Genomic DNA, 23,667 nt, shown 5'->3' with positions numbered 1-23,667 from the left:
CCGCCGCTGGTGCCGCTGTTCATCGCCGGCTTTGCCGCCATGGTGCTCCTGCGCAGCACCGGTTGGCTGCCACCGGAGGTGCTCGGGGCCGCGGGACTGCTGCAGGACGTCCTGCTGGCCATGGCGCTGTTCGGCCTCGGCACCGGCATCCGGCTGCGGGAACTGGCGCGGGGTTCGGCCGCCTCGCTGGCGGCTGCGCTGCTGGCCTGGCTGCTCATTGCGCTGCTCGGGCTGGCCGCGGCGTGGCTGATCGCGGGATGAGGCCGGCTGGCCTGACGCTCGCTGGAGGCCTCGGACCGCGTGGTTAAATGGCCGGATGAACAATGGGAACCTGACGCGCGCCGAGGCACGCCGGCGGTCGCAACTGCTCGAAGTCGACAGCTACGAGGTCAGCCTCGACCTGCGCGCCGCCGAAGATCCGGACGGGCCGGGCTATCTCTCGCGGACGGTCGTCACGTTCAGCTGCAGCTCCCCCGGCGCCGACACGTTCCTTGACTTCATCCATGGCGGCATCCATTCCATCACGCTGAACGGCGAGCGCCTGGACCCCGCGGAGGTCGCGGACGGCTCGCGGATCCGGCTGCCCCGGCTCCAGGCGCAGAACCAGGCCGTCGTGGTCGGTACCGCGCTGTACAGCCGCAGCGGCGAGGGACTGCACCGCTTCACGGACCCTGCCGACGGGAGAACCTACCTCTACACGCAGTATGAGCCCGCCGATGCCCGCCGGGTTTTCGCGAACTTCGAGCAGCCGGACCTGAAGGCCAGCTTTGCGTTCACTGTCGCTGCGCCGTCGGGCTGGCAGGTGGCCTCCAACGCACCGCTGCAGGCTGTGGAGGAAATGTCCACCTCGCCGCGCCATGCCAAATACCGGTTCGAACAGACGCCCCGGATCTCCACCTACATCACTGCCGTCCTGGCCGGTCCCTACCACCGCGCGGAGGACAGCTGGGAACGGCGCCTGCCCGATGGCAGCCTGCTGCGGGTCCCGCTGGGTGCGTACTGCCGGGCCTCGCTGGCCGAAGCCTTCGACGCGGAGCGGATTTTCGCCACCACCAAGCAGGGCCTGGACTTCTTCCACGACCTCTTCGACTACCCGTACCCCTTCGGCAAGTATGACCAGGCCTTCGTGCCGGAGTACAACCTCGGCGCCATGGAGAATCCCGGCCTGGTCACGTTCACCGAGAACTATGTGTTCAAATCCCGCGCCACCATTGCCCAGTACCAGGCCCGGGCCAACACCATCATGCACGAGATGGCCCACATGTGGTTCGGCGACCTGGTCACCATGGCCTGGTGGGACGACCTGTGGCTGAAGGAATCCTTTGCGGACTACATGGGCTCGCTGGCGCTGGTCGAGGCGACGGAGTTCTCCAACGCCTGGGTCACCTTCGCCAACCGGCGCAAGGCTTGGGCCTACGTGCAGGACCAGCTGCCGACCACGCATCCCATCGTGGCGGACATTGCTGACCTGGAGGCGGCCAAGCAGAACTTTGACGGCATCACCTATGCCAAGGGCGCATCGGTGTTGAAGCAGCTGGTGGCCTATGTCGGCTTCGACGCGTTCACCGCCGCCGCCCGCCGCTACTTCCGCCAGCACGAGTACGGCACTACGTCGCTGGCGGACTTCCTGGCCGTGCTCAGCAGCGCCTCGGGCCGCGACATGGGCAACTGGGCGGCGGCCTGGCTGCAGACCGCCGGGATTTCCAGCATCACGCCGGAGCTAACGTACGACGGCGGACGGCTGGCGTCCGTACGGTTGTTGCAGGAGGCCACGGATCCCGTCACCGGGCTGCCGGCGAACCGTCCGCACCGGCTGCGCCTCGGGCTATACGATTTCGACGATGCCGGCACCCTGGTGCGCACCGGTTCCGTGGAGCTGGACGTCGCCGGGCCGGTCACTGAAGTGCCCCAGCTGGCCGGCCGCCGGGAACCGGCACTGCTGCTGGTCAATGACGAGGACCTCAGCTATGCCAAGGTCCGGTTCGATCCGGGATCCCTGCAGACCGTGCTCTCGTCGCTGGACCGGATGGCGGATCCGCTGGCCCGGGCCTTGTGCTGGTCCACGCTGTGGGACATGGCCCGGGACGGGCTGCTTGACGCAGCGGCCTACCTTGCGGCGGTGGAGGGCTTTGCCCCGGCGGAAGCGGACAACGGCGTGCTGCAGATGCTCCTGGACTGCGCGCGGACAGCGCTGGACCGCTACGCGCCGGCGTCGGAACGCACCGCGCTGCGCCAGCGCTTCGCCTCGTTCCTGCGCAAGGAGCTGGCCCAGGCGGAGCCTGCCAGCGACCACCAGCTGGCGTGGGCCCGCTCCCTTGCGGCTGTAGCCCGGGCGGAGCCGGACAGCGCGGACTACCTGGCGGAGCTGCTGGCCGGCTCCGGCGTTCCGGACGGCCTGGCCATGGACGCTGACCTGCGCTGGCGGTTCTGGCAGGCCCTGGCGGCAACCGGCAAGGCTGAAGCATCCCTGCTGGAAGCTGAACTTGACCGGGACCGGACAGCATCCGGGCGGGCCGGGTTCACCGCCGCCATGTCCGCCCGTCCCGATCCCGCCGTGAAGGCCAAGGCCTGGCAGGACGCCCTCTCCGGCTCGCAGCTGACCAACGAGCTCCTCGACGCCACGATCGATGGCTTCATGGCCGCCGGCCCCGAGCTGCTCGACCCCTTCATCGAACCGTACTTCCGGAGCATCGAGGGCGTCTGGCAGCAGCAGAGCATCGAACTGGCCAGCCGCGTCGTTCGCGGTCTGTTTCCGCTGCACCAGGACCTGGCCGAGGGACAGGCACCGGAGCTGCATCCCGTCGTCGTACGCACTGACGAGTGGCTGGCCGGACACGGCCGTGCCCCTGCTGCCCTGCGCCGCATCGTCGTCGAGCAGCGTGACCACCTGCGCCGGTCCCTGCAGGCCCAGCAGGCGGCGGAAAAATAAAGGCCTTCCGCGCTCGCCAGGAAGCCACCGGCGGACTTAATCTGGTCTTGCCGGCCGCCCCTTTCGAAGCGGCCGGACCAATGCGGACCGGAGACGCCAAATGCCCAGACTGAGGGTGCACAACTTCACGCTGTCGCTGGATGGCTACGGCGCGGGACCGGACCAGAGCGTCGAAGAGCCGCTGGGCGCGGGCGGTGAACAGCTGCACGACTGGCTCTTCCGGACCCGGGGCGGCAAAGAGATGCTCGGCGAACCGGGCGGAAGCACCGGCGTCGACAACGACTATTTCCGCGCCGGGGAGACCGACATCGGCGCCACCATCATGGGCCGGAACATGTTCGGCCCGGTCCGCGGCAGCTGGAACGGCAGCCAGTGGCGCGGCTGGTGGGGCGACAATCCGCCCTTCCACCACCCGGTCTTCGTCCTGACGCATCATCCGCAGCCGCCGATCGAGATGGAAGGCGGCACGGTTTTCCACTTTGTCGACGGCGGCATCGAGGCGGCGCTCGAACAGGCGTTCTCTGCGGCCGGCGGCCTGGACGTGCGGCTGGGCGGCGGCGCGTCGACGGTCCGCCAGTACCTGCGTGCCGGCTTGGTGGACGAGCTGCATCTGGCAGTCGTTCCGGTGCTGCTGGGGGGCGGGGAGCGGCTCTTTGACCAGCTAGGCGGCGCGATTGAGGGCTACGGCATCGTCCGGTTCACCGGCTCGGACTCCGTCCTCCATGCGCAGCTCGCCCGGAAGCCTCAGCAGTAGCTACGGCACCCGGTTCAGCCATTCCCCGGTAGCGAACTTGGTCTCCACGAGCTCTTTCGCCGCAGCGAGCTCATCCTCGGCAACGGCAGAGTCCGCGGCACTATAGCGGTCGCGGAAGGTGGCCATCATGGTCTCGATGATGGCTTCCCGGGCGAGGCCGGTTTGGCGGCGCAGCGGGTCCACCCGCTTTTCCGCGCTGGTGATGCCCTTGTCCGAGATCTTCTCCTTGCCGATCCGCAGGACGTCCGTCATCTTGTCCGCGTCGATGTCGTAGGACATCGTGACGTGGTGCAGCATGACTCCATTGCCGAAACGCTTCTGGGCGGCACCGCCGATCTTGCCCTCCGGCGTCGCAATGTCGTTCAACGGCTGGTAGAAAGCCTCTACACCGACCTTCTCCAGGGCAGCCATCGTCCACGCGTCGAGGAAGGCATAGGAGGCTTCGAAGGACAGTCCGTCCACCAGGGTCTGCGGCAGGTACAACGAGTACGTGATCGCGTTGCCGTGCTCCATGAACATCGCGCCGCCGCCGGTGATCCTCCGAACCACCGTCACGCCATGGCGCTCGGCACCGGCGGCGTCGACTTCGTTCCTGACGGACTGGAAACTGCCGATGACCACGGAGGGCTCGTCCCAGTCCCAGATCCGCAGTGTGGGCTGGCGCCTGCCCTCCCCTACCCTGCGGGTCAGCACCTCATCAAGGGCCACGTTCAGGTGGATGGGAAGCGCCTGCGGGCCGATGATCTGCCACTCGTGGTCCAGCCAGCCCGTGGCCTTGGCCAGTGCGCGGCGGACCGCAGTGGCAACGGCCGGGGCCGAGAAGCCGAAGAGCACGACGCCGGGTGCCAGCGCAGCGTCGACGGCACGGGCGTAGTCTGCATGCGAGCCGTCGGCGGGCAGCCCGTTGAGGGCAGCGTTGATATCGGCCAGCGCTTCGTCCGGCTCGAGGAAGAAGTCGCCGCTGACCGAGACGTTGGCCAAGCGGTCCTCCACGACGTCGAGGTCGACGACAACGAGTTTGCCGCCCTGGACTTTGTACTCACCATGCCGGTGACCGGACATTCCGTGCTCCTTGCCGTACTCACTTGGGCCGCAGCTGCCGCGGCCAGCCCTTCAGTCATACCACCAGCCCCATCCCGCGTGCGAAGCAGGCCCGGCCTGGTGCCCCTCGGGTCAGCTGCGCAGGGGCTTCAACGCACCGGCCCAGGCGATCACCTGGTCGAACAGTGGCGTCAGGGCTTCGGTGGCCTCGTCGGTGGGGACGAAGTCCTGGTCGTCGCTGAACTCATCATCGAACGGGAGGAACACCTGTGCCCGAACGTCCGCCATCTGCAGTTCCGCGGCGATGGTGCGCAGATGCTCCACCACCCGCGTTCCTCCAGCGCTGCCGTAGCTGACGAAGCCACAGGCCTTGTTGTTCCATTCGGCGTACAGGAAGTCGATGGCGTTCTTGAGGGCACCGGGCACGGAGTGGTTGTACTCGGCGGTGACGAAGATGTAGCCGTCGAACGGCGCTATGGTCGCGGACCAGGCTTTCGTGTGGTCCTTCGAGTACTTCCCCAGCGACGGAGGCAGCGGTTCATCCAGCAGCGGCAGGTTTTGCTTGGCGACATCGACCAGTTCGAACTCGGCGTCCGTGCGCCGGCGGGCGTTTTCGAGGACCCAATCGGCGACGGGAGAGCCGGTGCGTCCGGGGCGGGTGCTGCCGAGGATGATGGCGATCTTCATAGCTGGACTTCTCCATTCGGTCGGGCTGGTTCAGTCTTGCCTGGTGCATGTCCCTGCGGGCCTAGGGGCATCCTAACCGTGGAGCCGCAGGTGGGATACAGCAGCCTTAACGACGCCGGTGCCCGCACCTTGTCAGGTACGGGCACCGGGCGAAAGAACGGGTGGCGAAGCCTACTTCTTGCCGAAGCCCTTGAAGCGGGCGTTGAAGCGCTCGACACGGCCGGCGCTGTCCATGATGCGCTGCTTGCCGGTGTAGAACGGGTGCGACTCGGAGGAGATTTCCACCTCGATCAGCGGGTAGGTGTTGCCGTCTTCCCACTCGGTGGTCTTGTCAGAGCTGACGGTCGACTTGGTCAGGAAGGAAACGCCGGAGGCCAGGTCGCGGAAGACAACCGGGGCGTACGCCGGGTGGATATCAGACTTCATGTGGAATCCTTTGATCGCGCCCCTGGATTTTGCCAGCGGCTATAAGGGATGAATAGTGCGGCCTATGGCAGGCCAGCAATCAATCCTACCGCACGGCAACGTCCACGAAGAAATTCCGAGAAATTCCGGAAACTCCGGGAAACAGTGGCAGGAAGCGGCCTGCTGTTCCTGGGCCCGTCAGCGGGGCCGGCAGGCCCAGAACGCGACGGCGCTGGCGGCCGCGACATTCAGGGAATCCACTCCGGCGCGCATCGGGATCATCACTTTCAGGTCCACCTCATCCAAGGTCTCCGGCAGCATGCCTGCGCCCTCGGTTCCCAGGACGAGAGCCAACCGGTCGAAGGTACGGGACTCAAGTTCATCCAAAGTGATGGCGTCCGCGGCCAGCTCAAGCGCCGCCGTCGTAAAGCCCTTTTCCCGCAGCAGGCCCACCCCGGCGGGCCAGGCATCCAGCCGCGCCCAGGGAATCTGGAACACAGTGCCCATGCTCACCCGGATGCTGCGCCGGTACAGCGGGTCGGCACAGCGCGGACTGATCAGCACCGCATCCATGCCCATCGCGGCCGCGGACCGGAAAATCGCGCCGACGTTGGTGTGGTCCACGATGTCCTCCAGGACCGCCACCCGCCTGGCGCCGGCGATGACCTCGGCCGGATCGCGCGGGGCGGGCCGGTGCATGGCGGCCATGGCCCCGCGGTGCAGGTGGAAACCGGTGATCGCCTCGAGCACGTCGGGCGTGCCGACGAAGACCGGAACGTCGGGAAACAGGCTGATCACATCGCGCAGGTCCTCGAGCCACTTCTCCGCCAGGAAGAACGAGCGCGGCCGGTGCCCTGCTGCGATAGCCCTGCGCAGCACCTTCGAGCTTTCCGCGATGTACATCCCCTCCGCGGGTTCGCGGCGGCGGCGCAGGGCGGTGTCCGTGAGCTGGGTGTAGTCGGCGACGAGCGGGTCCTCGGGCGAAGCCAGGTAATGCAGGTTCATGCGGCCAGGTTCGAGACCATGACGAACAGCGCCACCAGGCCGAGGACCACGATGATGCCGCGCAGCACCACGGGCTTGAGCCGTCGGCCGACCGCCGCGCCGACGAGGGAGCCGGCCAGGGAGCTCACCGCAATCACCAGCACCACCCACCAGTTGATCCGGTCGAAGGCGAACACCATGTAGGAGATGGCCGCAATGATGTTCACGCCCAGCACCAGTACGTTCTTGACGGCGTTGGCCTGCTGCAGGCTGCCGTGCAGGAACACGCCCAGGATGCCGACCAGCAGCACGCCTTGGGCGGCCACGAAGTACCCGCCGTAGACGCCGGCGAAGTAGACGAGGAACAGCAGCACCCACGGCCGGCTCTGGGTCCGGGCCTGCGCCGCCTGCCGCTCGCGCACCCAGGCCTGCAGCCGCGGCTGGAACACCACGAACAGCAGCGCCACCACAATCAGGAACGGCGCGGCCACGGCGAAGACTTCCTCGGGGAGCCGCAGCAGCAGCGCGGCGCCGGTGATACCGCCGAGCAGGGAGGCCGGCAGCAGCACCTTCAGGGTGCCGCTCAAGCCCCGCAGCTCGCGCCGGTAGCCGAAAACCCCGCCGACGTTGCCGGCGATGAGGCCCATGGCGTTGGAGATCGTTGCCGTCACCGGGGCGATACCCAGCGCCACCAGGACGGGGAAGGTGACCAGCGTGCCGGAGCCGACGATGCTGTTGATGGTGCCGGCCCAGAGCCCGGCCAGGGCAATAATGGCCGATTGGACTAGGTCCATAAGGTACGTACAGCCTTAGGCGCGGCGGGCCACGGCGGTGTAGCGGCCGCCGTCGTTCCTGACATCCAGCGGCAGGTCGAAGGCGGTGCTGAGGTTCTCCTCGGTCAGCACCTGCTCAATGGCGCCCTGCGCGACGACCCCGCCGTCGCGCAACAGCATCGCGTGGGTGAAGCCCGGGGGCACTTCCTCCAGATGGTGGGTGACGAGCACCAGGGCGGGCGCGTCGTCGTCCTGCGCCAGTTCGCTCAGCCGGTGGACCAGGTCCTCGCGCCCGGCAAGATCCAGCCCGGCGCCGGGCTCGTCCAGCAGCAGCAGTTCGGGATCGGCCATCAGCGCCCGGGCAATCTGGACGCGCTTGCGCTCCCCCTCGCTCAGGGTGGCGAACCGGCGGTTGAGGAAGGTCGACATGCCCCACTGGTCCAGCAGGCGGAAGGCGCGGCGCTCGTCCTGCTTCTCGTACTCTTCGCGCCAGCGCCCGGTCACCCCGTAGGACGCGGTGACGACGACGTTGAGCACAGTTTCCTGCTCCGGGATCTGGGTGGCCAGCGCGGCGGAAGCCAGGCCGATCCGCGGCCGCAGTTCGAAGACATCGACCGAACCCATGACCTCTTCGAGGATGCCGGCTACGCCGCGGGTGGGATGCATCCGGGCGCCGGCGATCTGCAGCAGGGTGGTCTTGCCGGCGCCGTTCGGGCCCAGAATGACCCACCGCTCGCCCTCCTTGACTTGCCAGTCCACGTTGTCCAGCAGGGTTTTGCGCCCGCGGACTACGCTGACCCCGGCAAATTCAAGAACTTCACTCATGTCAATAGACACTAGGCTAAGAGGCGTCGTCATCGCCAAACGCTACGCCGATGCTGGATGATTGACCTGGCAGGTTCTCCGCCCGCCGTTTCCGTGTGCCCACAGATAAGGACCATGCAGCATGCTTTCGCTCTTCCGCGTTGTCTCCTACGGACTTGAGCTTACCGACGACTACCTGGTGGCCGTCCAGCGGGCACTGGGGGCGGCCGGCGGGGACATTGTGGAACTGGAGAATTTCAGCAACGGGCGTTTCCAGGCCACGGTGCATGCGGTAGGGTACGACGGCGACGCAGAGTCCGGCCTTCTGGCGTTGCGTGCGGCGGTGGCACCGGTCATCACCACCACACAAAGCACCGCCGTGATGCCGGCTGAGCTCGCCGGGCCCAAGCGCAAACTGCTCATCATGGACGTCGATTCCACGCTCATCAAGCAGGAGGTCATCGAACTGCTGGCCGAGCACGCGGGCAAGCTGGATGAGGTCGCCGCGCTGACCGACGCGGCCATGCGCGGCGAACTGGACTTCGCCCAGAGCCTGCATGCCCGGGTCAAGACCCTGCAGGACCTGCCGCTGGAGGTCACCGAGCAGGTCCGCGGGTCGGTCGAGCTCACTGACGGCGCCGCCGAGCTGGTCGAAGCCTTCCTCGACGCCGGCCACGTTGTCGGAGTTGTCTCCGGCGGCTTCAGCCAGATCCTCGACCCGCTCGCCGAGGAGCTGAATCTCCACTACTGGCGGGCGAACCAGCTCGGAACGAGCGAAGCCACGCTGACCGGCCACGTCGAAGGCGACGTAGTCGACCGGGCCGCGAAGGAAGCCTCGCTGCGCGAGTGGGCCAAGGCTGAGCATATCGAGCTGTCCCAGACGATCGCCATCGGTGACGGCGCGAACGATTTGGACATGCTCGGCGCGGCCGGCCTGGGCGTGGCCTTCAACGCCAAGCCGGCGGTCCGCGAGGCAGCCGACGCCGCCATCGACCTCCCGTACCTCGACGTGGTGCGCTACTTCGCCGGAGTCTGAAGCGGTGCCTGCCATCCCGCCATTGGCGGAGGCAGGCCCGCTTTTTCGCCCCTAACGCTAAATGGCTGCCGCCGGAGCTTATGCCCCGGCGGCAGCCATTCTCCAATCCGCTGTGGCGGAATCAGGCCTGGGCCTGCTCGAACCATTCCGCTCCGCCGACGAGCTCGGTATGGCCGGACGGAACATCTGCCGTGGCCATCTTGGCTATTTCCACTGCGAACTCCTTGACGGAATACAGCTTGCCGGCTGCTTCACGGCGGGCCTCGATGGCTCCCGGTGCGGCGCGGTCGAGCAGGGTTGCAGTGACCGTTCCTTCAATCATGTCGCCGGACACGACAACCAGGCTGATGCCCTTTTCCTCCAGCGCCGGAAGTTCCGCCCGGAGGGCATCCTCGCCGGCGCGCTTGCTGCGGGCCACCGGCTCGTACTCCGGCATGGTCGGGACGGTGTTGATGAAGTGCGCCTGGTGGCTGGTGACGAACACCACGCGGGACCCGGCGGGCATCGCGTCCACGGCGGCCTTGAGCATGTTGACCTGGGCATCCCGGTTGAGCCGCATGGCGTAATCCTCGCCGAGGCCGGTTTCCATGCCCCCGGAGGCGTTGAGGACCAGCAGGTCCAGGCCGCCGAAGTTCTCCTTGGCGGCGTCCACCAGTGCCTGGGCGCCTTCAGTGGAGGTCAGGTCGGCACCCACGGCCACGGCCCGGCCACCGGCGGCTTCGATGCCGGCCACGACTTTATTGGCGCGCGGAGCCTTCTGCCGGTAATTGACGACGACGCCGGCCCCCTCAGCTGCCAGCAGCTGGGCAACTTCGGCTCCAATACCGCGCGAGGATCCGGTCACGATCGCTGCTTTGCCGTCCAAGGCACCCATTCTTGCTCCTAGTCGTCAGGTCGTTTGTAGAAAACGCTTAATGAAAATGGCTCCGCAGACCATACTGCCAGCCCGCGGAGCCACAGCCGTTGTAGGGAAACGACAAAAGAATGCTCAGTGCCCCATTCCCAGACCGCCGTCCACGGGAATGACCGCCCCGGAGATGTAGGCCGCTTCATCGCTGGCGACCCATCGGACCACGTTGGCCACTTCCTCCGGCTCCGCGAAGCGGCCGGCGGGAATGCTCGCGAGGTAGCTCTTCTGGGTTTCCTCCGGCAGCTCTGCCGTCATGTCCGTGTTGATGAAGCCCGGGGCCACCACGTTGGCAGTGATACCGCGGGAGCCGAGTTCCCGCGTGAGCGAGCGGGCGATGCCGACGAGGCCGGACTTGGATGCGGCGTAGTTGATCTGGCCGGGTGAGCCGTAGAGCCCGACGACGGACGAGATCAGCACGACCCGGCCCTTGCGCAGCCGGATCATGCCCTTGGAGGCCCGCTTGATCACGCGGAAGGCGCCGCTGAGGTTGGTGTCGACGACGTCGGTAAAGTCGTCTTCGCTCATCCGCAGCAGCAGGGTGTCGCGGGTGATGCCGGCGTTGGCGACGAGGACTTCCACCGGACCGTGGGCCGCCTCGGCTTCGGTGAACGCGGCGTCGATGGAGGCGGCATCCGTGACGTCGGCCTTCACGCCGAGCAGACCTTCCGGCACGTCGCCGCTGCGGTAGGTGATCGCCACCTTGTCGCCATTGGCTTCGAAGGCACGCGCGATGGCCAGGCCGATGCCGCGGTTGCCGCCGGTCACCAGGACACTGCGCCCGGTCCGCTCTTCGTTGCTCACATTTACCTCCATTGAAACGCTGATTTGTCCTAGAGCATCCTAGCTGGCGGCATCCGCCGGACTGGAAGCGGCCAAGCGGCCGTGCCATGCACCCGGTTCGTCCCAGCCGGTGTCCCGTGGGAGAATTGAAGGAGGTTCCCTGGAGCGTGATGAGTAAGCAGCCAAACGACGACCGGGCCGTCCAGAGCATTACGGACGTGCCGGAAGGCCATTCCGACGAAATGCGGCGCCGGATGGTCAAGTACACCGTTGCCATGAGCATCCGCCTGGCCTGCCTGCTGCTCTTTTTCTTCGTGGACGGCTGGATGCGTTGGCTCTTGATTGCCGGTGCGGTCTTCCTTCCGTGGATCGCGGTGGTCATCGCGAACGCCGGCGGCGACCAAAGCGTCACGCACAGCGACGCACTTCTGGACAGGGCTCCCGTTGCCGAACTGGAGTCCGGGGCGGTGCTGCGGGAGCCGGAGGCGGATGTGCTGCCAGGGGAGATTATCGACGACGACGGCGATCCGGTTCCGCATTCCGGGGAGCCTGGGGCTGCGGGGCCGGCGGGACGGGAATCCGACGCCGGCAGCGGCACCGAAGACAGGACCATGGACGAACGCAGGGAAGACGGAGACGCCGCGTGAGCATTTTCGACCAACTGTCCGGCGGCGGACAGCCGGTGGCTGCTGCCACGACCTGCTCCCGCAAAGGGTGCCGTTCGGCGGCTCAATGGCAGCTGCTCTGGAACAATCCGAAGATCCACACGCCGGAGCGCCGGAAGGTGTGGCTGGCCTGCGATGAGCACCGGGATTGGCTGCAGGACTACCTGGAACAGCGCGGCCTGTGGCGTGAGACGACGCCCTTCGATGCGGCGGAACCGACGGCGGGTGGCCGGTGAGTTCCTATCGCTTCCTGCTGACCGGCAAATGGATCGGGTGGCTGCTGCTGGTCATCCTGCTGGCCGCCGTGTGCGTTCTGCTGGGCAACTGGCAGATGGACCGGAGGGACCAGGCGCGCGACGTCATCTCGGCCATCGAGACCAATTATGACCGGGAACCGGTCGGGCTGGCGGAGGTCCCGGACATCTTCGATAGGGCAGCCGAAGCAGACGAGTGGACGCCGGTCGTGCTGCGCGGCGAGTATGACACCGCCGGCCAGCGGATCGTGCGCAACCGGCCCCTCAATGGCCGTCCCGGCTATGAAGTCCTGGTTCCCCTGAAGCTTGAGTCCGGACCGGCCGTCATCGTGGACCGCGGCTGGCTGCCGATCGGCAATAACCAGGCCGGCCACCCCGACGAGGTGCCGGCAGCCCCCGAAGGCGAGGTGACCGTCGTCGTACGCATGAAACCCGGCGAGGCGTCGGTGGATCGGGGTGCCCCGGAAGGACAGCTGGCCTCAATCCAGCTGGAGGACTACGCCGCGGAGCTCGGCTATCCCATCCATACCGGCGGCTACGGCATGATGGCCAGCGAGGACCCGGCGCCCGCAGCCCTGCCGGTGCAGATTCCGAAGCCGGCCATCGACGAGGGGCCGCACCTGTCCTATTCGATGCAGTGGTACGCGTTCGGCCTGCTGTTCTTCGTCGGCTACGGCTATGCCGCCCGGCAGCAGGCCCGGCTGGACGAGCTGCAGGAGGAAGACGAAGAGCTCGGGTACCACGAGGCCAACCCGGCGCCGCGGCAGGCGGCGGCCAAGCGGCGGCGGAACCGCCCGACTGCAGAAGAGGAAGAAGACGCCCTGCTGGATGCCCAGGGCTTCCGCACCGATGGTTCGCTGCTGAGCCGGGAGGACTGACCCAACGGAACCCGGCGGGCGCGCGCGTCAGGCGAGCGTGACCAGGTCCAGGTAGTCCTCGCTCCAGAGGTCCTCCACCCCGTCCGGCAGCAGCACCACGCGCTCGGGGTTCAGCGCCTCGACCGCGCCTTCGTCGTGGCTGACCATGACGACGGCGCCGGTGTAGTTGCTCAATGCGCCCAGGATCTCCGCCCGGCTGGCCGGGTCCAGGTTGTTCGTGGGCTCATCGAGCAGCAGCACGTTGGCGGACGACGCCACGATCGTCGCCAGCGCCAGGCGCGTCTTCTCGCCGCCGGAGAGCACGCCGGCCGGCTTGTCCACGTCGTCGCCGGAGAACAGGAAAGACCCGAGGATGTTCCGGACCTGAGTGTCCGCCAGGTCCGGCGCGGCGCTGCGCATGTTTTCCAGTACAGTGCGGTCCGTGTCCAGGGTCTCGTGCTCCTGGGCGTAGTAGCCGACCTTCAGTCCGTGTCCGGGAACCACTTGGCCGGTGTCCGGGGAGTCCACGCCGGCCAGCATCCGCAGCAGCGTGGTCTTGCCGGCACCATTGAGGCCCAGGATGACGACCTTCGAGCCGCGGTCGATCGCCAGGTCCACGTCGGTGAAGATCTCCAGCGAGCCGTAGGACTTGCTCAGCCCCTCGGCGGTCATCGGCGTCTTGCCGCACGGGGCGGGGTCCGGGAAGCGCAGCGCGGCGACCTTGTCCTGGGCCCGGACCGCGTCCAAACCGCTGAGCAGCCGCTCGGCGCGCTTGGCCATGTTCTGCGCGGCGACGGCCTTGGTGGCCTTGGCCCGCATCTTGTTCGCCTGGTCCAGCAGGACCTGCGCCTTCTTCTCCGCGTTGGCACGTTCGCGCTTGCGGGCGCGTTCATCCGTCTCGCGCTGCTGCAGGTAGCGCTTCCAGTTCATGTTGTAGATGTCGACGGCGGCGCGGTTGGCATCCAAATGGAAGACCTTGTTGACCGTGGCTTCGAGCAGGCCGGTGTCGTGGCTGATCACGATCAGCCCGCCCTGGTGGTTCTTCAGGAACTCGCGCAGCCAGCTGATCGAGTCCGCGTCCAGGTGGTTGGTCGGCTCGTCCAGCAGCATGGTGTCGGCGCCGGAGTAGAGGATGCGGGCCAGTTCCACGCGCCGCCGCTGTCCGCCGGAGAGCGTCTTCAGTGGCTGGTTGAGGATGCGTTCGGGCAGGGCCAAGTTGGACGAGATCGCTGCGGCTTCCGCCTCGGCGGCGTAGCCTCCACCGGCGAGGAACTCGGCTTCGAGCCGGTCGTAGCGGCGCATCGCGCGGGCGTGCACCTGCGGGTCCTCGCTGGCCATTTCCTGCTGCGCCTTCCGCAGTTTGCCGACGATGACGTCCAGGCCGCGCGCGGAGAGGATGCGGTCGCGGGCCAGCTGGTCCATGTTGGGCGTGCGCGGATCCTGCGGCAGGTAGCCGATCTCGCCGCCACGGATGACCCGTCCGCTGGCCGGGGCGCCCTCGCCGGCGAGGACCCGGGTCAGCGTGGTCTTGCCCGCGCCGTTGCGCCCGACCAGGCCGATCTTGTCTCCCTTGTCCACCCGGAAGGAGACCGCCTCCATGAGCAAACGGGCTCCGGCTCGCAGCTCAAGATCGCTGACGGTAATCACAGATGGGACCTCTCCACAGGGGTATTGGATGCCGGACTCGGCCCATCCATTCTACGGGCCGGCCTGTCTTAGTCGGAAACCTACAACGGCCAGTGCGCAGCCAGCCGCTATTGTCTGTTTGAATTGTTGGGCGCTTTGTGCCGCCATGACAGAAGGAGAGCCTCCATGCCCGCTTCGGAAGACATCCGCAGCTCCACCTCGGCAGCCTCGGCCGCGGCTCCCGCAACGGGCGCCAGGCGGCGCCGGTCCTGGAACGGCACGGACCTTGCCCTGATCGCCGTCTTCGCCGCCCTGACGGCCGCCTCCGTGGCCGTCCCGCCGATTCCTGCCGGCAACGTCCTGGGGGTCCCGATCACGCTGCAGACCATGATCGTCGCGCTGGCGGGGCTGGTCCTCGGCGGGGCGCGGGCTCTGGCTGCCGTCGGCCTCTATGTCCTGCTTGGCCTGGTCGGGCTGCCGATCTTCGCCGGTTTCCAGGGCGGCCTCGGCGTCCTGGCCGCCGGCTCGGCCGGCTACCTGCTGTCGTTCCCCTTCACCGCTGGGCTGATCGGTGTGCTCGCCGGCCTGGTCCTGCGCCGCAGCGCCAAGGTCGGAACGCTGACCACAGTGTGGCTGTTCCTGGCCGCGACGGCGGGCACCCTCCTGACCCACGCCCTGGGGGTGGCCGGCATGATGCTCAACGGCCAGTTGGCCCTGCCGGCCGCGCTGGTCGCCGACCTGCCCTTCATCCCGGGCGACCTGGTCAAGAACGCCGTCGCCGCCGCGGTCGCGTTGAGCCTGCACAAGGCCTTCCCCGACCTGCTGCGGCGCCGGAGGCGCTGAGCGTGATCCGGTTCCGGAACGTCCAGGTGGCGGGTGAAACCGAGGCGGGCACCAGGCCCATCCTGACGGTACCCGACCTCGCCCTGTCCGAGGACCGGATCAGCGTGATCGGAGCCAACGGTTCCGGCAAATCGACGCTGCTGAAGCTCATCAACGGCCTGGCCCTGCCGGACACGGGAACCGTCGATGTCGACGGCCTGGACACGACGGCCCAGGGCGCCGCGGTGCGCCGCCGCGTGGCGTTCGTCTTCACCGACCCGCTGTCCCAGCTGGTGATGCCGACCCCGCTGGAGGACGTTGAGCTCTCCCTGCGCCGCCAGTACCGCAACCGCACCGAACGCCGCAGCGCCGCCTTGGACCTGCTGAGGGATTTCGGGCTCGAGCCGCTGGCCGGGCAGAGCATCTACCAGCTTTCCGGCGGGGAACGGCAGCTGGCGGCCCTCGCCAGCGTGCTCGCCGTCAATCCCTCGGTGCTGGTCCTCGACGAACCATCCACGCTGCTGGACCTGCGCAACACCATGCTGCTGCGCCGCCGGCTCGCGTCCCTGCCGCAGCAGCTGATCACCGCGACGCATGACCTGGACCTCGCCCAGGACAGCGTCCGGACGCTGGTGGTGGACAACGGGCAGGTGGTGTACGACGGCGAACCGGCGGCTGCCGTCTCCTTCTATCGTGAGCTGGCCGCTCACGTCGCGGGGAGCAGCTGAATGCGCGGCCACGCCCATCTCATCAGTGCCTACGTGGCCGGCAGCAGCTGGCTGCACCGGACCCCGCTGCTGCTGAAGTTCCTCCTGCTGGCGGGCACAGGTGTCGTGGTCCTGGCCCTCCCCGGCCTCCTGCCCCGCGCACTGGTGCTGGCCGCCGTCGTCGTTATCCACTTGGCGGCACGCCTGCCCGCAGTGCGGCTCCTGCAGCCGATCCGAAGCATGTGGCTCTTCCTGCTCGTGGTGCTGGCATACCGGTGGTGGGCGGACTCGGCCGCCGGTGCCGCCGGAGTGGTAGCCGGTCTGCTCGCCTGCATCTACGCCGCCAACCTGCTGACCGCCACCACCGAAGTGCAGCGCCTGCTGGACGGCCTGGTCGCGGCGGTAACCCCGCTGCGCCGCTTCGGTGCGGACCCGGAACGCTTTGCCCTGACCATCGGGCTGATGCTGCGGAGCATCCCGTTCCTGCTCGGCTCCTTGCATGATGTGCGGGACGCCGCACGGGCCCGCGGGCTCGGCGCTTCGCCGCGTGCCGTCGTGCAGCCGGTCCTGATCGGCGCGGTCGCCTACGCCCGGCAGACGGGTGACGCCTTGGCCGCCCGCGGCCTCGGCGAAAAGGCAGCGGACTGACCCGCAGGTCCGGCCCCGGCGCTATTGTTGGCCCATGAGCTTCAACCAAGGTTCCCGGCTGGACACCTCCCAGGTTTCAGACCGGCGCGGCGGAATGGGCGGTAAGATCGCCATCGGCGGCGGCGGACTGATCCTGCTCATTGCCAGCCTGCTCGGCGTCCCTCCCGAGCTCCTGCAGAACCTCACCGGCGGCGCCGCCGCCCCGGCGGGCCAGGTTGCGAACGGGCAGGAACTGGCGCAGGAGTGCGAAACCGGCGCCGACGCCAATGCCCGCCGGGACTGCCGGGTGGTGGCCACGGTCAACAGCCTGAACCGCTATTGGGGTGAAGCACTCCCCCGCTACAACATGCAGTATCCGCCGCCGGAAGCGGTCCTGTTCGACGGCCGGGTCAGCACCGGCTGCGGCAGCGCCACCAGCGCGGTCGGACCGTTCTACTGTCCGGTCGATTCCACTGCGTACTTCGACGTCGGCTTCTTCGACCAGCTCACGGACCAGTTGGGCGCCGCCGAAGGGCCGCTGGCCGAGGAGTACGTGATCGCGCACGAGTTCGGCCACCACATCCAGAACCTGACCGGGGCCTTGCAGTACTCGCAGCAGGATCCGCAGGGCGCCGGTTCCGGTGCCGTCCGCGTGGAGCTTCAGGCGGACTGCTATGCCGGCGTCTGGGCCGGCAACGCCACCGAACAGATCGATCCCGCCACAGGCGAGCCCTTTATGCAGCCGCTGACCCGCGAGGACCTCAGCGACGCGCTCTCGGCAGCCTCCGCCGTCGGGGATGACCGCATCCAGGAGGCCAGCGCCGGCCAGGTCAACCCGCACACCTGGACCCACGGCTCCAGCGAGCAGCGGCAAGCTTGGTTCGCACACGGCTACGAAATCGGCGATCCCTCCCGCTGCGACACTTTCAACGCACCGGACCTTGGCTCGCCCAGCTAGTCCCCGTAGCCGGCAGGTAGCCGTCCGGCTCGCGGCCCATCACCAGGTCCAGGGCGAGGAAGACGAAGGCGGTGCCGAGCCAGAGGAGCAGCACCAGCAGGCAGTTGACCAGCACCGGGCCGATGCCCGCAAGGCCGACATCGAGCAGCGGATACGGATACCAGCCCGTTGCAGCCCCGCGCACCAGGGAGCCCAGGAGCCAGGCAGCCGGATAGACCAGCGACCACAGGACGCGCAGCGGCGTGATCCGCGGCCGCGGTCCGAAGAGCAGCCAGCTGGTGATCACCAGGATGGGCACCGCATAGTGGAGCAGCCGGTCCGCGAACACCGCCGTGGAGGTCAGCGCGGCAAAGTCCGGAATGCCCCGGAAGGGCGTGAACTGCAGCAGGAGCAGCAGCAGCGATCCGGCCAGCGTGATGACGCGCAGGGCCCGCCAGGCAGGGCCACCGGAGCGGGCCGGCTCCATGAGCAGGCTGAGTGCCATGACGAAAACCAGCGCATTCAGCTGCAGGCCTGCGGAGCCGAAGAAGTTGGCCCACGCATGCGCGGGCGCTGCCGCCTGGGCAGGAGATTCGCTGGTCGCCATGATCTGCAGGACGATGCCGAGGACCGCCGCCAGGGCCGTGATGCCGTGGAAGATGCCTGCCACAGCCGTCTCGTTGTATCGGCCTGCGGTCCGGGCAGCAGGAGTAGGTTCCGCCATGGACACGATGCTAGCGGCATTTACGACGGCGGCGGACGGGAAAGGCGCTTAAAGCAGCGGGCTGCCGGCCCCCTGTGCGGGAACCGGCAGCCCGGGAAGCGATGCCTGGGCTAGATGTTGAAGCCCAGTGCGCGCATCTGGTCGCGTCCGTCGTCGGTGATCTTCTCCGGACCCCACGGCGGCATCCAGACCCAATTCAGCCGATATTCGTCCACAATGCCTTCCAGCGCCTTGCCGGTCTGCTCCTCGATGACGTCGGTCAGCGGGCAGGCGGCGGTCGTTAGCGTCATGTCGATCAGCAGCGCACCGTCCTCGGCGTACTTGAGCCCGTACAGCAGGCCCAGGTCGACGACGTTGACCCCGAGTTCCGGGTCGATGACGTCCTTCAGGGCTTCTTCGACATCCTCGAGGGACGTCTGTGCAGCGTTGGTCTCGGACATGATCAGGCCTTTGCAGGTACCAGGTAGCGGTCGTAGCCCTCTTCTTCGAGGCGGTCGGCCAGTTCGGGGCCGCCTTCCTCAGCGATGGTTCCGTCAACGAACACATGCACGAAGTCGGGCTTGATGTAGCGCAGGATGCGCGTGTAGTGGGTGATCAGCAGGGTGCCCATTTCGCCGGCAGCGTGCACCCGGTTGTGGCCCTCCGACACGACCTTGAGCGCGTCGACGTCGAGGCCGGAGTCGGTTTCGTCCATGATGGCGAACTTGGGCTTGAAGAGCTCGAGCTGGAGGATTTCCACCCGCTTCTTCTCGCCGCCGGAGAAGCCTTCGTTGACGTTGCGCTGGGCGAAGTCGGCGTCGATGCGCAGCTGGCTCATGGCTTCCTTGACGTCCTTGGTCCAGGTGCGCAGCTTGGGCGCTTCGCCGTCGAGCGCGGTCTTGGCGGTGCGCAGGAAGTTGGTCATGGTCACGCCGGGGACCTCGACCGGGTACTGCATCGCCAGGAACAGGCCGGCGCGGGCACGCTCGTCCACGCTCATCTCCAGGACGTCCTCGCCGTCCAGGGTGATGGAGCCGGAGTCCACGGTGTAGCGCGGGTGGCCGGCGATGGTGGAGGCCAGGGTGGACTTGCCCGAGCCGTTCGGACCCATGATGGCGTGGATTTCGCCGGTCTTGATCGTCAGGGAAACGCCCTTGAGGATTTCCTTCTTGCCCTGGTCAGTCTCGATGCTGACGTGCAGGTCCTTGATTTCCAGAGTCGACATATTCTCTGCTTTCTCCTTTGCGGCCGCTTGCGTCGCCAGGCGGCCGCTTTCGTGAAGTTGGTGAAGTTCTTTAGTTCGAGGTCGGAGCGGGGGCTCCGTTGGTGACCGTCGTGACGTCCACGTAGACGTCGTCGCCGTCGACGGTCAGGGCAAACACCGGGACCGGGTCATAGGCCGGCAGGCTGAGGGGCGCACCGCTGCGCAGGTCGAACTGGGAACCGTGGCCCCAGCATTCGATCGTGCAGTCTTCGACGTCGCCTTCGGACAATGAGTAGTCCTCGTGCGAGCAGGTGTCCCCCAGCGCGTGCAGTTCCCCGTCGGAATCACGCACCACGGCCACCGGATAATCGTCGATGAGAATGCGCAGCGCCTGCTTGACCTGCACGTCGGAGGCCTTGCAGACGAGCTGTCCCCGCGGTGTTTCCGGCATCAGATGTTTCCTGCCGCCAGTTCGCGCTCGAGGGCCTCGGTCAGGCGCTCCTCCAGTTCCGGCACCCGGATCTGCTGGAGGATCTCGTTGAGGAAGCCGCGGACCACCAGGCGGCGCGCGACGTCCTCGGGGATGCCGCGGGCCATCAGGTAGAACAGGTGCTCGTCGTCGAACCGGCCGGTGGTGCTGGCGTGGCCGGCACCCTCGATCAGGCCCGTCTCGATCTCGAGGTTGGGCACTGAATCGGCGCGGGCGCCGTCGGTCAGGACCAGGTTGCGGTTGGCCTCGTAGCTGTCGGTGCCTTCGGCCTCCTTGCGGATCAGCACGTCGCCGACCCAGACCGTGTGCGCTGCCTCGCCCTGCAGGCGCCCTTGTAGAGGACGCGGGACTTGCAGTTGGGCACGGCATGGTCAACGAAGAGCCGATGCTCCAGGTGCTGGCCGGCGTCCGCGAAGTACAGGCCGTACATTTCCACTTCGGCGCCGGTGGCGGTGAAGCGGGTGGACGGGGTGACCCGGACCAGGTCTCCGCCGAGGCTAACGACGACGTGCTTGAACTTCGCGTCGCGGCCCACCTTCGCCTGCTGGGAGGAAGCGTGCACCGCGTCGTCGTTCCACTCCTGCACGGAAACCACGGTGAGTTCGGCGCCGTCGCGCACGTCGATTTCGACGTTCTGGGAGAAGGTGGCGCTGCCCTTGTGGTCAAGCACGACGACGGCCTTGGAGAACTGCTCGGCCACAATCACGAGGTGCTGGGCGGCGGCTTCGCCGGAGTTTCCTTCGATCGCGACGACTACGCCGGTTTCCAGCGCGGTCTCGGCGGGAATGGTCACCACGGTGGCTTCCGTGAAGGCCTCCCAGGCCGCCGCGGACACCCGGTCTTCGGGAATGCCGGCGCTGCCGATCCGCGCATCGTCGCGGCCGACGGTTTCCACCTTCACTGCGGCGGGAGCCTGGCTGCCCTCCGGACCGGTGATGGCGACGGCAGGTGCGGCCCCGGACAGCCCGTCGGTGTGCAGGCCGCGCAGGCGCTTGAGCGGGGTGAACCGCCAGTCCTCTTCGCGGCCGGTGAGCTGCGGGAAATCCGCCAGCTTGTAGGAGGTCAGACGGCCGGCGCGGGAGCTGTCCGGAACGCCGACTCCGCCGCCGTGGCTGTGGCCCTTGGTGCTGGCGCCCGCCAGCGGACCCTGCGCCGTGTTCTCCGGGGAGAGGTTCTCGCCTTCTTCGGAGAATCCGTCGATGGCCGGAGCACCGATGCGTGCCTTCTCAGTGATCTCAGTCATTAACCTACGGATCCTTCCATCTGCAGTTCGATCAGGCGGTTGAGCTCAAGGGCGTACTCCATGGGCAGCTCGCGGGCGATCGGCTCGACGAACCCTCGCACGATCATGGCCATGGCTTCGTCCTCGGGCAGTCCGCGGGACATGAGGTAGAACAGCTGCTCCTCGCTGACGCGGGAAACCGTCGCCTCATGGCCCATGGTCACGTCGTCTTCACGGACGTCGATGTAGGGGTAGGTGTCCGAGCGCGAAATGGTGTCCACCAGCAGCGCATCGCAGACCACGCTGTTCTTGGTGTTCTTCGCACCCTCGCGCACCTGTACGAGGCCGCGGTAGGCGGAGCGGCCGCCGCCGCGGGCCACCGACTTGGCCACGATGGCGCTCGAGGTGTTCGGGGCGATGTGCACCATCTTGGAGCCGGTGTCCTGGTGCTGGCCCTCGCCGGCGAACGCGATCGAGAGGGTCTCGCCCTTCGCGTGCTCGCCCGTGAGGTACACGGCCGGGTACTTCATGGTGACCTTGGAACCGATGTTGCCGTCGATCCACTCCATGGTGGCGCCTTCATGCGCAACCGCACGCTTGGTGACCAGGTTGTACACGTTGTTGGACCAGTTCTGGATGGTGGTGTAGCGGACGCGGGCGCCCTTCTTCACCACGATTTCGACGACGGCCGAGTGCAGCGAGTCCGAGGTGTAGATCGGCGCGGTGCAGCCTTCGATGTAGTGGACGTAGGAATCCTCGTCCGCAATGATCAGCGTCCGCTCGAACTGGCCCATGTTCTCGGTGTTGATGCGGAAGTAGGCCTGCAGCGGGATTTCGACGTGGACGCCCTTGGGCACGTACACGAAGGAACCGCCCGACCATACGGCCGTGTTGAGCGAGGCGAACTTGTTGTCGCCGACCGGGATGACCGAGCCGAAGTACTCCTGGAAGATCTCCGGGTGCTCCTTCAGGCCGGTGTCGGTGTCCAGGAAGATGACGCCCTGGGCTTCCAGGTCCTCGCGGATCTGGTGGTAGACAACCTCCGACTCGTACTGGGCAGCGACGCCGGCGACCAGGCGGTTGCGCTCGGCTTCGGGGATGCCCAGCTTTTCGTAGGTGTTGCGGATGTCCTCGGGGAGGTCTTCCCAGCTGCCGGCCTGCTTCTCGGTGGAGCGGACGAAGTACTTGATGTTGTCGAAGTCGATGCCGGACAGGTCGGCGCCCCAGGTGGGCATCGGCTTCCGGTCGAAGTACTTCAGGCCCTTGAGCCGGAGGTCCAGCATCCATTCCGGCTCGTTCTTCTTGGCCGAAATGTCGCGGACAACCTCTTCATTCAGTCCGCGGCGTGCGTTGGCGCCCGCGTCATTCTTGTCGGCCCAGCCATACTCATAGTTGCCGATGCCGTGCAGCTCGGGGTTCTTCTCAAGGATTTCGGAAATGGTTGTGTCGGGCACGTCGGTGCTGCCGACAGCGCCCTTCACGCCCTGATCCACTTGGTCCGTCATTACGGCCTCTCCTGCAGATTGATGGATACTCTTCTGGTGCCTGAAGCCGGCCCGGGTTCCCGGACCGCAGACCTTGTTCGACCCACCGGAACGTGGGTCGTACACACATGGCCCCCGCTCGAGAGGGTGGACAGGCGGCGCACGTCCACTCCGAGCAGTCGGGCAAAAACTTCGGTTTCGCTGTCGCAGAAAACAGGGAAGTCGGCGGCGAGCTGCTGCACTGGGCAGTGCCCCTGGCATAGCTGCACAGCCAGCATAGTGCTGTGCGGGGACTTAGTGCCGACGATGGTGGTCGATGCCACGAACCCGTCTTCGCTCAAAGCCTTCGCCAGGGCTTCGGCCCTGGCTTCGATGTCCGGTCCGGCGGCCTCCACCACCGGCCGGTAGCGCTTCTCCATGTCCGCGTAGCGCTGGCGGGCAAAGGCGGAAACCGCCTCTTCGCCGGCGGCGGCCGAGAGCGCGTTCAGCGCGTCGCGGGCGATGACGAGGTAGTCGTCCCCCAGCTTGGACTGGCCCTGCCGGCTCAGGACATAACGCCGGGCGGGACGTCCTGCTCCGGAGGCGGAATTGGCAACCAGCTTGATTTCGATCAGGCTGCTGCGCGAAAGAGCGTCCAGATGCCGGCGCACTGCCGCGGGCGTAAAGCCCAGGATCTCGCCCAGTTCAGCGGCGCTGACCGGACCGTGCTCCAGCACTGCATGCAGGACGCGGTCCCGCGTACGCTCCTCGGTTTCCGCGCCTTGGGCGCGCAAAGAGGGAGTCTTGGTCATGGAATACACAACACAAGCATGACGTATTCCATTCCGGGCCTCCAGTAAGGCAGTCCTTAGCCTCCGGGCCGGCGTCAGGTTCCCAGACAGCCCTTCCGGGTCCGCCTTCGCGGCTCTACGTCGCGTAGAATGTTCTGGTGCCACATTCCGATCCCTGCCTCGATATCCAGGGGCT

General features: G+C 67.3%; 26 protein-coding genes and 1 pseudogene. 11 read left to right on the top strand and 16 right to left on the bottom strand.

All coding sequences use genetic code 11. The features are described from left to right. The 3 genes from D477_RS02005 to D477_RS01995 all read left to right on the top strand — a co-directional run. Window positions 1-261 (top strand): putative sulfate exporter family transporter (locus D477_RS02005; protein ID WP_005266769.1); only part of this gene is annotated, 261 nt, incomplete at its 5' end. Between the two features lie 55 nt (window positions 262-316). Continuing rightward, the gene (gene pepN / locus D477_RS02000) at window positions 317-2,929 is read left to right on the top strand and encodes an aminopeptidase N (protein ID WP_005266768.1); all 2,613 of its coding nucleotides are present in this window, start codon (window positions 317-319) and stop codon (window positions 2,927-2,929) included. A 100-nt stretch (window positions 2,930-3,029) separates the two neighbouring features. After that, window positions 3,030-3,683 (top strand): dihydrofolate reductase family protein, encoded by a 654-nt coding sequence (locus tag D477_RS01995; protein WP_005266767.1) that lies wholly within the window; start codon window positions 3,030-3,032, stop codon window positions 3,681-3,683. Here D477_RS01995 and D477_RS01990 read toward each other — a convergent pair whose 3' ends face one another. From D477_RS01990 to D477_RS01965, 6 genes are all read right to left on the bottom strand, one after another. Then, window positions 3,684-4,745 carry a lipoate--protein ligase family protein gene (locus D477_RS01990; protein ID WP_005266766.1) on the bottom strand — a complete coding sequence of 354 codons (1,062 nt, stop codon included), beginning with the start codon at window positions 4,743-4,745 and terminating at the stop codon, window positions 3,684-3,686. It lies immediately after the preceding gene. Window positions 4,746-4,856: 111 nt separating this feature from the next. After that, window positions 4,857-5,411 carry an NADPH-dependent FMN reductase gene (locus D477_RS01985; protein WP_005266765.1) on the bottom strand — a complete coding sequence of 185 codons (555 nt, stop codon included), beginning with the start codon at window positions 5,409-5,411 and terminating at the stop codon, window positions 4,857-4,859. 171 nt (window positions 5,412-5,582) lie between these two features. Then, window positions 5,583-5,837 carry a type B 50S ribosomal protein L31 gene (locus D477_RS01980; protein ID WP_005266764.1) on the bottom strand — a complete coding sequence of 85 codons (255 nt, stop codon included), beginning with the start codon at window positions 5,835-5,837 and terminating at the stop codon, window positions 5,583-5,585. Between the two features lie 177 nt (window positions 5,838-6,014). Beyond that, window positions 6,015-6,821 carry a TrmH family RNA methyltransferase gene (locus D477_RS01975; RefSeq protein ID WP_005266763.1) on the bottom strand — a complete coding sequence of 269 codons (807 nt, stop codon included), beginning with the start codon at window positions 6,819-6,821 and terminating at the stop codon, window positions 6,015-6,017. After that, the gene (locus D477_RS01970) at window positions 6,818-7,594 is read right to left on the bottom strand and encodes a sulfite exporter TauE/SafE family protein (protein ID WP_005266762.1); all 777 of its coding nucleotides are present in this window, start codon (window positions 7,592-7,594) and stop codon (window positions 6,818-6,820) included. Before D477_RS01970 ends, D477_RS01975 begins: the two co-directional genes overlap by 4 nt. A 15-nt stretch (window positions 7,595-7,609) precedes the next feature. After that, window positions 7,610-8,398, bottom strand: a complete 789-nt coding sequence (locus D477_RS01965; protein WP_005266761.1) for an ABC transporter ATP-binding protein — start codon at window positions 8,396-8,398, stop codon at window positions 7,610-7,612. A 121-nt stretch (window positions 8,399-8,519) separates the two neighbouring features. On the opposite strand from D477_RS01965, the gene serB reads away from it, so the two are divergent. Then, window positions 8,520-9,413, top strand: a complete 894-nt coding sequence (gene serB, locus D477_RS01960; protein ID WP_005266759.1) for a phosphoserine phosphatase SerB — start codon at window positions 8,520-8,522, stop codon at window positions 9,411-9,413. 121 nt (window positions 9,414-9,534) lie between these two features. Here serB and D477_RS01955 read toward each other — a convergent pair whose 3' ends face one another. Both D477_RS01955 and D477_RS01950 read right to left on the bottom strand, forming a co-directional pair. Continuing rightward, the gene (locus D477_RS01955; protein WP_005266757.1) at window positions 9,535-10,287 is read right to left on the bottom strand and encodes an SDR family oxidoreductase; all 753 of its coding nucleotides are present in this window, start codon (window positions 10,285-10,287) and stop codon (window positions 9,535-9,537) included. 114 nt (window positions 10,288-10,401) lie between these two features. After that, window positions 10,402-11,136, bottom strand: a complete 735-nt coding sequence (locus tag D477_RS01950; protein ID WP_043845236.1) for a beta-ketoacyl-ACP reductase — start codon at window positions 11,134-11,136, stop codon at window positions 10,402-10,404. Window positions 11,137-11,273: 137 nt separating this feature from the next. Between D477_RS01950 and D477_RS01945 the strand changes: the two genes are divergently transcribed. Genes D477_RS01945 through D477_RS01935 form a run of 3 tightly spaced genes read left to right on the top strand, consistent with a single transcriptional unit; the run spans window position 11,274 to window position 12,900 of the window. Then, window positions 11,274-11,750 (top strand): DUF3099 domain-containing protein, encoded by a 477-nt coding sequence (locus D477_RS01945; protein ID WP_005266754.1) that lies wholly within the window; start codon window positions 11,274-11,276, stop codon window positions 11,748-11,750. After that, window positions 11,747-12,004, top strand: coding sequence for a hypothetical protein (locus D477_RS01940; protein ID WP_005266752.1), 258 nt, complete (start codon window positions 11,747-11,749; stop codon window positions 12,002-12,004). The genes D477_RS01945 and D477_RS01940 overlap by 4 nt, the downstream gene beginning before the upstream one ends. Next, entirely contained in the window at window positions 12,001-12,900 is a 900-nt protein-coding gene (locus D477_RS01935) for an SURF1 family cytochrome oxidase biogenesis protein (protein WP_005266751.1), read from the top strand. Before D477_RS01940 ends, D477_RS01935 begins: the two co-directional genes overlap by 4 nt. Before the next feature lie 27 nt (window positions 12,901-12,927). Here D477_RS01935 and D477_RS01930 read toward each other — a convergent pair whose 3' ends face one another. Next, on the bottom strand, window positions 12,928-14,526 hold the full coding sequence (locus tag D477_RS01930) for an ABC-F family ATP-binding cassette domain-containing protein (protein WP_005266749.1): 1,599 nt from the start codon (window positions 14,524-14,526) through the stop codon (window positions 12,928-12,930). Window positions 14,527-14,691: 165 nt separating this feature from the next. Here D477_RS01930 and D477_RS01925 point away from each other — a divergent pair, with 165 nt between their 5' ends. From D477_RS01925 to ypfJ, 4 genes are read left to right on the top strand one after another with little or no spacing between them, the layout of a single operon-like run. Next, entirely contained in the window at window positions 14,692-15,348 is a 657-nt protein-coding gene (locus D477_RS01925) for a biotin transporter BioY (RefSeq protein WP_005266734.1), read from the top strand. 2 nt (window positions 15,349-15,350) lie between these two features. Beyond that, the gene (locus D477_RS01920; protein WP_005266732.1) at window positions 15,351-16,055 is read left to right on the top strand and encodes an energy-coupling factor ABC transporter ATP-binding protein; all 705 of its coding nucleotides are present in this window, start codon (window positions 15,351-15,353) and stop codon (window positions 16,053-16,055) included. Next, complete coding sequence (locus D477_RS01915; RefSeq protein WP_005266729.1) at window positions 16,056-16,682, top strand: energy-coupling factor transporter transmembrane component T family protein; 627 nt, start codon at window positions 16,056-16,058, stop codon at window positions 16,680-16,682. A 34-nt stretch (window positions 16,683-16,716) separates the two neighbouring features. Beyond that, window positions 16,717-17,619, top strand: coding sequence for a KPN_02809 family neutral zinc metallopeptidase (gene ypfJ / locus D477_RS01910; RefSeq protein ID WP_005266726.1), 903 nt, complete (start codon window positions 16,717-16,719; stop codon window positions 17,617-17,619). Here the strand turns inward: ypfJ and D477_RS01905 are convergent. From D477_RS01905 to D477_RS01875, 7 genes and pseudogenes are all read right to left on the bottom strand, one after another. Beyond that, window positions 17,588-18,322: a Pr6Pr family membrane protein gene (locus tag D477_RS01905; RefSeq protein WP_150109948.1), complete on the bottom strand. Its 735-nt coding sequence runs from the start codon at window positions 18,320-18,322 to the stop codon at window positions 17,588-17,590. The two genes, ypfJ and D477_RS01905, sit on opposite strands and share 32 nt — an antisense overlap. A gap of 110 nt (window positions 18,323-18,432) precedes the next feature. Further along, a complete protein-coding gene (locus tag D477_RS01900; protein ID WP_005266723.1) occupies window positions 18,433-18,762 on the bottom strand; it encodes a metal-sulfur cluster assembly factor in 330 nt (109 codons plus the stop codon). A 2-nt stretch (window positions 18,763-18,764) separates the two neighbouring features. Next, window positions 18,765-19,526: a Fe-S cluster assembly ATPase SufC gene (gene sufC, locus D477_RS01895; RefSeq protein ID WP_005266722.1), complete on the bottom strand. Its 762-nt coding sequence runs from the start codon at window positions 19,524-19,526 to the stop codon at window positions 18,765-18,767. A 70-nt stretch (window positions 19,527-19,596) separates the two neighbouring features. Beyond that, window positions 19,597-19,956, bottom strand: a complete 360-nt coding sequence (locus D477_RS01890; RefSeq protein ID WP_005266720.1) for a non-heme iron oxygenase ferredoxin subunit — start codon at window positions 19,954-19,956, stop codon at window positions 19,597-19,599. After that, window positions 19,956-21,238, bottom strand: a pseudogene (sufD, locus tag D477_RS01885) (Fe-S cluster assembly protein SufD). The gene D477_RS01890 and the pseudogene sufD overlap by 1 nt, the downstream one beginning before the upstream one ends. Further along, a complete protein-coding gene (gene sufB, locus D477_RS01880) occupies window positions 21,238-22,722 on the bottom strand; it encodes a Fe-S cluster assembly protein SufB (RefSeq protein WP_005266719.1) in 1,485 nt (494 codons plus the stop codon). The pseudogene sufD and the gene sufB overlap by 1 nt, the downstream one beginning before the upstream one ends. Continuing rightward, the gene (locus tag D477_RS01875; protein WP_150109947.1) at window positions 22,722-23,492 is read right to left on the bottom strand and encodes a helix-turn-helix transcriptional regulator; all 771 of its coding nucleotides are present in this window, start codon (window positions 23,490-23,492) and stop codon (window positions 22,722-22,724) included. Before D477_RS01875 ends, sufB begins: the two co-directional genes overlap by 1 nt. Between the last annotated feature and the right edge of the window lie 175 nt (window positions 23,493-23,667).

This window comes from Arthrobacter crystallopoietes BAB-32 (genome assembly GCF_000328305.2).
Taxonomy (GTDB): domain Bacteria; phylum Actinomycetota; class Actinomycetes; order Actinomycetales; family Micrococcaceae; genus Crystallibacter; species Crystallibacter crystallopoietes_A.
This window is presented reverse-complemented; position numbering and strand designations above follow the sequence as displayed.

What these genes read in the sequence shown, in the direction of transcription:
- D477_RS01915 (WP_005266729.1), top strand. Translation starts at nt 16,056, where the DNA reads ATGCGCGGCCACGCCCATCTCATCAGTGCCTACGTGGCCGGCAGCAGC.
- D477_RS01905 (WP_150109948.1), bottom strand. Translation starts at nt 18,322, where the DNA reads ATGGCGGAACCTACTCCTGCTGCCCGGACCGCAGGCCGATACAACGAG.
- D477_RS01975 (WP_005266763.1), bottom strand. Translation starts at nt 6,821, where the DNA reads ATGAACCTGCATTACCTGGCTTCGCCCGAGGACCCGCTCGTCGCCGAC.
- D477_RS01875 (WP_150109947.1), bottom strand. Translation starts at nt 23,492, where the DNA reads ATGACCAAGACTCCCTCTTTGCGCGCCCAAGGCGCGGAAACCGAGGAG.
- D477_RS01990 (WP_005266766.1), bottom strand. Translation starts at nt 4,745, where the DNA reads ATGTCCGGTCACCGGCATGGTGAGTACAAAGTCCAGGGCGGCAAACTC.
- D477_RS01965 (WP_005266761.1), bottom strand. Translation starts at nt 8,398, where the DNA reads ATGAGTGAAGTTCTTGAATTTGCCGGGGTCAGCGTAGTCCGCGGGCGC.
- D477_RS01945 (WP_005266754.1), top strand. Translation starts at nt 11,274, where the DNA reads ATGAGTAAGCAGCCAAACGACGACCGGGCCGTCCAGAGCATTACGGAC.
- D477_RS01980 (WP_005266764.1), bottom strand. Translation starts at nt 5,837, where the DNA reads ATGAAGTCTGATATCCACCCGGCGTACGCCCCGGTTGTCTTCCGCGAC.
- sufC (WP_005266722.1), bottom strand. Translation starts at nt 19,526, where the DNA reads ATGTCGACTCTGGAAATCAAGGACCTGCACGTCAGCATCGAGACTGAC.
- pepN (WP_005266768.1), top strand. Translation starts at nt 317, where the DNA reads ATGAACAATGGGAACCTGACGCGCGCCGAGGCACGCCGGCGGTCGCAA.
- D477_RS01995 (WP_005266767.1), top strand. Translation starts at nt 3,030, where the DNA reads ATGCCCAGACTGAGGGTGCACAACTTCACGCTGTCGCTGGATGGCTAC.
- D477_RS01900 (WP_005266723.1), bottom strand. Translation starts at nt 18,762, where the DNA reads ATGTCCGAGACCAACGCTGCACAGACGTCCCTCGAGGATGTCGAAGAA.
- ypfJ (WP_005266726.1), top strand. Translation starts at nt 16,717, where the DNA reads ATGAGCTTCAACCAAGGTTCCCGGCTGGACACCTCCCAGGTTTCAGAC.
- serB (WP_005266759.1), top strand. Translation starts at nt 8,520, where the DNA reads ATGCTTTCGCTCTTCCGCGTTGTCTCCTACGGACTTGAGCTTACCGAC.
- D477_RS01950 (WP_043845236.1), bottom strand. Translation starts at nt 11,136, where the DNA reads ATGGAGGTAAATGTGAGCAACGAAGAGCGGACCGGGCGCAGTGTCCTG.
- D477_RS01955 (WP_005266757.1), bottom strand. Translation starts at nt 10,287, where the DNA reads ATGGGTGCCTTGGACGGCAAAGCAGCGATCGTGACCGGATCCTCGCGC.
- D477_RS01970 (WP_005266762.1), bottom strand. Translation starts at nt 7,594, where the DNA reads ATGGACCTAGTCCAATCGGCCATTATTGCCCTGGCCGGGCTCTGGGCC.
- D477_RS01890 (WP_005266720.1), bottom strand. Translation starts at nt 19,956, where the DNA reads ATGCCGGAAACACCGCGGGGACAGCTCGTCTGCAAGGCCTCCGACGTG.
- D477_RS01985 (WP_005266765.1), bottom strand. Translation starts at nt 5,411, where the DNA reads ATGAAGATCGCCATCATCCTCGGCAGCACCCGCCCCGGACGCACCGGC.
- D477_RS01925 (WP_005266734.1), top strand. Translation starts at nt 14,692, where the DNA reads ATGCCCGCTTCGGAAGACATCCGCAGCTCCACCTCGGCAGCCTCGGCC.
- sufB (WP_005266719.1), bottom strand. Translation starts at nt 22,722, where the DNA reads ATGACGGACCAAGTGGATCAGGGCGTGAAGGGCGCTGTCGGCAGCACC.